The organism is Candidatus Eremiobacteraceae bacterium, from assembly GCA_036511855.1.
Taxonomy (GTDB): Bacteria; Vulcanimicrobiota; Vulcanimicrobiia; order Eremiobacterales; family Eremiobacteraceae; genus JABCYQ01.
In genome coordinates this window covers 1-5,108 of the sequence record DATCBN010000052.1, presented here as the reverse complement: position 1 = coordinate 5,108, position 5,108 = coordinate 1, and the positions used below count along the sequence as shown (strand labels likewise).

Sequence of the window (5,108 nt, the reverse complement as noted above, 5' to 3'; positions counted from 1 at the left end):
CTGGCTCAACCAGAGGTGGCCGCCATCCCAAGCGAGATGCGAGCCGGTCGAGTCGGGGCATTCGTGAGATCGCTTCTCCCACGTCGTGGTCGCCGGATCGAAACTGTGAATGCTGCGATTGTCGGACTCGGGGTGTCCGATGACGGCGCACAATATGCGATCGGCAAACGCCAGTCCGTAAACTCTCCCGGGCGCGGAATAACTGTCCGCGAGACCGCCGAGCGGGTCGAGCGACGCGATGAAGCATTGTTCCCAGTCGCCCGCCCAGAGTCGAGTTCCATCCCATGCGAGGCCGACGGTGGCTGCGGAAGGCTTCGGACGTTCGGACACGATCACTGATAGGACCTCCGTGGGCAGGCGCTTCGGCCGTCTTGGGGAACGTTGCCTCACTCGCGTTGGAAATTGCCGAAGGTCCAACGGAGATTCCTTTTACGGACTCAATGCTGCATGCGCGAACAAAGCGACCGTCCCCTCAAGTACATGTCGATAGCGACCGATCTCCTCGCTCGGATCGACAAGGGCGAATGGTCATCGGGACGTCAATTGCCATCGACGATGGCGCTCGCCAAAGAATATGGCGTCGCACTCATGACGGTGCGGCAAGCACTCGGCATTCTCGCCCAGCGCGGCGTCGTCGAGCCGCGTCAAGGCGCCGGAACGTTCGTCGCCGGCGATCGGGCTCGCGACGCAAGATCGTCGCGGACACTGGCGGTCTTGATCACGGAAGACGACGAAGCGTTGTGCGCGCTGACCGCAGCCGCATTGCGCGAATCGGGGTTCGACGTCGATGTCGCGGCCAACGGCGGACAAGCGTTATTGCGGCTGGAAGCGCGCGAAGATTACGATGCGATCGTCCTTGATCTCAAGTTACCGGACACCGACGGATTCGAAATCATCGACTATATCAAGGCGAACAGGCCCGCGCTGCGCGTGATCGTCGCCAGCGGCTATATCGACGGCGAAGATGTCTTGCGCGCTGCGGAACGGTGGCCGCTCATGATGCTGCGGAAACCCTACTCGGCGAGCGATTTGGTCGAGCGCCTCAACGCGCTTTTCGGCAACAGTGTCGCCACCTCAAGGGTCACCGCCTAGCAAGGGCGAGCGGGCCAAAATCGAGAAAAGACGCCTGTTTTTGGAACGGCCGGCGAAAGCCGGCCGCTTCTCGTCGCACACGTTTCGGAAAGGACCCGCTTGAAAATCGTCGTCACCGTCAAGCAAGTGCCGGACACGAACGCCGAAAAGACGTTCGACCCGGCGAACAATCGGCTTAACCGGTCGAGCATCGAGAACGTCCTCAATCCGTTTGACGAATATGCAATTGAAGAAGGACTGCGTCTCAAGGAAAAGCTCGGCGGCGATACCACGGTGACGGTTCTGACGATGGCGCCCGAAAGCGGACGCGAAGTGGTGCGCAAAGCGCTTGCGATGGGAGCCGATTCCGCAGCGCTTTTGTCGGATGCTGCGGTCGGAGGCAGCGACGCGATGGCCACCGCATTTGCGCTGGCACAAGCGCTGAAGAAGATCGGCTTCGATCTCGTTCTCACGGGAACGCAAAGCACCGATGCGATTTGCAGCATCGTGCCGGCCGCGATCGCCGAACATCTCGGTGTGCCAAGCCTGACCTTCGCCAAAAAAGTTACGGTGGCCGACGGCAAAGTCGAAGTGCACCGCGAGACTGAGTCCGGGTACCTGCGCGTGAGCGCGCCATTGCCCGCGCTTGTTTCGGTGACGAAGAGCGCGAACGAGCCGCGCTATCCATCGCTCAAAGGCATCATGGGCGCGAAGAAAAAGGAGATCGCTCCGCTGTCGCTCACTGACGTGGGTGAAGATGCGGCGCACTTGGGCGATGCGGGAAGCCGCACCCGGGTCGTGAGCATCGCTCCGGTCGGCGCAAGGCCAAAGGGCACCGTGGTCACCGCCACCGACGCCGCCGAAGGCGCTCGCGCGGTCATCGACTTCCTCGTCGCCAAGAAGGTGATCTGACGGCGATGAATTCGGTTGTGATTTACGTCGAACAAGAACAGGGTGCGTTGCGCCGCATCGGCTTTGAGATGGCCACCAAGGGCGCGGACATCGCAAAGTCATTGAGTGTGCCGTCGATTGGAGTCGTTCTCGGTTCGGGCGCGGGCGCTGCCGCGGAACAACTGAAGTCCACCCCGCTCGACGTGATAGCCGTCGGTGAGGACGTGCCGGTAGAGAAGTACTTGCTCGACCCAGCGGTGGACGCCCTCGAAACTTTGCTTAAAGAGAAGGGGCCGTCTTACGTGTTGTTTCCGGCGAGCAACGCCGGAAAAGATCTGGCGGCGCGCATCGCCGTACGTCTCGACGCGGGCGTCATCACCGAAGCCACGGATCTCACGGTCACAGACGGCGCGCTGGTCGCGCAGTCTCCGAAATTCGGCGGCTCGGCGATCGCAACTATCACGTTCAAGGACTCGACCTACGGAGTCGTGTTGTGCCGGCCGAATTCGTTCGCATCGCGCAAGGAGCCCGGAAAGGGCGAGGTCGTCGCGTTGCCCGCACCCCCCGCCAAACAGTATGCCGCGGTGATCGAAGAGCGCGTCGCCCAGGAAGCCGGAGCGGTCGGCGTCGACGAGGCGTCCGTGGTGGTTTCCGGCGGCCGGGGTCTTGGGGGGCCAGAGCACTTCGACATCATAGAGGCGCTTGCCGCGGCGCTTGGCGGAGCGGTCGGCGCGTCGCGCGCCGCAGTGGATGCAGGCTGGATTTCCCACAGTCATCAAGTCGGACAGACCGGAAAATCGGTCGCGCCGCAACTCTACATCGCGTGTGGCATTTCCGGCGCGATCCAGCATAAGGTAGGCATGCGCAGCTCGGGCACGATCGTGGCCATCAACAAGGATCCAAACGCGCCTATTTTTGAGTTCTGCGACCTCGGCGTCGTGGGCGACATCTTCCAGATCGTGCCGGCTTTGACGCAACTTGTCAAGGAACGCAAGGGTAATGGTTGACGTTTACATTTCGGGTCGGGCATGCGCGGCTCGAACGGGCAAGCGGTGCTTGCCTTCCCACGCAGGATAGCAGAGGGTAGCCAGTGCGTCGTCTTTCAATCGCCATCATAGCAGCCGTTGTCGCCGCCGCCGCCATCGCCGCGGTGGGCTCGCCCGGCACGCAGGCTTTCGCGCGCCCGCCGAAAGCGCCGGTACCTAGTCCGTCGCCGTCGCAGTCGCCAACACCCACGCCTCAGGAGCGCATCGCCACGCTGCGGCAGACCGTCAAAGACAACCCGAATGATAGCGGCGCGCATGCCGACCTTGGCCAATTGCTCGTCGAGCAAGGCGATCCTCAGGGCGGCCGCGACCAGCTCGAGACAGCAATCGGCCTTGGAGCCGACGACGAGCGCATCTGGTTTTATCTCGGCAGCGCGGACATCGCGCTCAACGATCCCACCGATGCCGCGATCCATTTCGAAAAAGCGGGGCTCGCCGATCCCAGCAATGTCGCCGTGCTGGCGAATCTCGTCGACATCTATTTGCAGCTCGGCCGGCTCGACGATGCCGAACGGTTGGCAAAGCGCGGGATCGCGCTGCATCCGGACGAATCGTTCGGCTACGAAGCGCTCGGCACGGTGCAGCTCAATCGCGGCAGCCTCGACGACGGCCGCAAGAGCCTGCTCAAAGCGCTCTCGATCGATCCGAAGGACTCGCGCGCAAAATTGCTGATAGGCAAATCGTACATGGCGGACAAAAAGCCGAACTACGATTTGGCGCTCGCTCAATTCGATGCCGTGCTCGTCGACGACCCGAAGAATCCGGAAGCGAACATGGAGAAGGCCGGCGCGCTCGCCGCTAAAGGCGACGTGCCCGGCGCCGTCGCGGTTATCCAGACGCTTGTGAAGCTTTATCCCGACACCGTGGAGTACGAAGACGATATCGCGCAGACGTATTTGGCGCACAACATGGAGTCGCAGGCCCGCGCCCAGTTCGCGCAGGCGGTGAAAGACCACCCCAAAGACGCCGAACCGTTCGCGCTTCAAGCCGAGTACGATCAGTCGAAGAAGAACTACACGTTAGCTGCCACGGAGTTCGATCAGGCGATCGCACTGGCACCGGCAAATCCGCGGCTCATCTTCGACTACGCGCGGATGCTCCTGCTCGGCATGAAACAGACGGTAAAAGCCCAGGACATGTTCGCACGTCTGGTCTCGTTGAGTCCAAACGACCCGGAGGCGGTGTTCTGGCTCGGTCAATCGTACGCGGGCGAGAAACAGTGGGCGCAGGCGCGCGACGAGTACAAGCGTTCGTTCAGCATGTCCAAGACCTACGTGACGCTTTTCAATCTCGGGCTTTCGTACTTCGAGCTCAAGGATTACAAGGACGCGCGTGAGGCCTTCGAAGCGCTGGCTGCCAACCAAGATCCCAAGCACCCTGACGCCCAGCTTTGGTACGTGCTCGGCGACACGTACCGTTTGACCGGCGATAAGCGCAATGCGATCGTCGCGTTCAAGCAGTTTCTGAACCTGGTCCCCAAGGGCAGCGCCGCGACAAAGGCGCACGCGTACCTCAAACAATTGGGATCGTCCTAGCACGCGCGCCGGCGCAAACATTTCATGCGCGTGACATTCGACCCGCGCTACGCGGAGCACCTGACCGGCCCCGGTCATCCGGAGCGGCCGCAGCGAATCGCGGCATTCGTGACGGGATTAGAGGCCGGCGGCTGTCCGCGCGATGGATTTGAACTTGCGCGGCCGGCGGCTCTGGGCGATATCCGGGCGGTGCACGACGCTGAATATGTCTCGGCAGTCGAGCGCTTTTGTGCTTCGATCCCCGACGACGGCAGTGTCGCCGAACTGCCGAGCGGTGACACCAACGTCGGACATTCGTCGTTTGATATAGCGCTGCTCGCCGCCGGGGTCGTGGTCGATGCCGCGTTGGCGGCGCGTCCGGGAGCGCCCACGCTCGCCGTTGCGCGTCCACCGGGGCATCACGCGACACCGCAGCGCGGCATGGGGTTTTGCGTCTTCAATAATGTGGCCGTAGCGGCGCAGCGATTGCGCGCCGCAGGCGGTCCTGTGCTGATCGCGGACTTCGACTACCATCACGGCAACGGCACGCAAGCGTGGGTTGAAAATGCCGTCGACGATGGCGGCT

The 5,108-nt window shown here is 62.4% G+C and carries 6 protein-coding genes; 5 read left to right on the top strand and 1 reads right to left on the bottom strand.

Annotated features, from left to right (window positions below; genetic code table 11):
• Nucleotides 1-336 (bottom strand): hypothetical protein (locus tag VII69_07775; protein ID HEY5094995.1); only part of this gene is annotated, 336 nt, incomplete at its 3' end.
• A 111-nt stretch (nucleotides 337-447) separates the two neighbouring features.
• On the opposite strand from VII69_07775, the gene VII69_07770 reads away from it, so the two are divergent.
• The 5 genes from VII69_07770 to VII69_07750 form a co-directional block, all read left to right on the top strand.
• Entirely contained in the window at nucleotides 448-1,092 is a 645-nt protein-coding gene (locus tag VII69_07770; protein HEY5094994.1) for a response regulator, read from the top strand.
• Nucleotides 1,093-1,191: 99 nt separating this feature from the next.
• A complete protein-coding gene (locus VII69_07765) occupies nucleotides 1,192-1,983 on the top strand; it encodes an electron transfer flavoprotein subunit beta/FixA family protein (protein HEY5094993.1) in 792 nt (263 codons plus the stop codon).
• A 17-nt stretch (nucleotides 1,984-2,000) separates the two neighbouring features.
• Entirely contained in the window at nucleotides 2,001-2,969 is a 969-nt protein-coding gene (locus VII69_07760) for an electron transfer flavoprotein subunit alpha/FixB family protein (GenBank protein ID HEY5094992.1), read from the top strand.
• An 83-nt stretch (nucleotides 2,970-3,052) separates the two neighbouring features.
• The gene (locus tag VII69_07755) at nucleotides 3,053-4,543 is read left to right on the top strand and encodes a tetratricopeptide repeat protein (GenBank protein HEY5094991.1); all 1,491 of its coding nucleotides are present in this window, start codon (nucleotides 3,053-3,055) and stop codon (nucleotides 4,541-4,543) included.
• A 24-nt stretch (nucleotides 4,544-4,567) separates the two neighbouring features.
• A partial coding sequence (locus VII69_07750; GenBank protein ID HEY5094990.1) for a hypothetical protein occupies nucleotides 4,568-5,108 on the top strand: 541 nt, incomplete at its 3' end.

Excerpts from the sequence above, each read along its gene's own strand:
- VII69_07770 (HEY5094994.1), top strand. The coding sequence starts at position 448 with ATGCGCGAACAAAGCGACCGTCCCCTCAAGTACATGTCGATAGCGACC.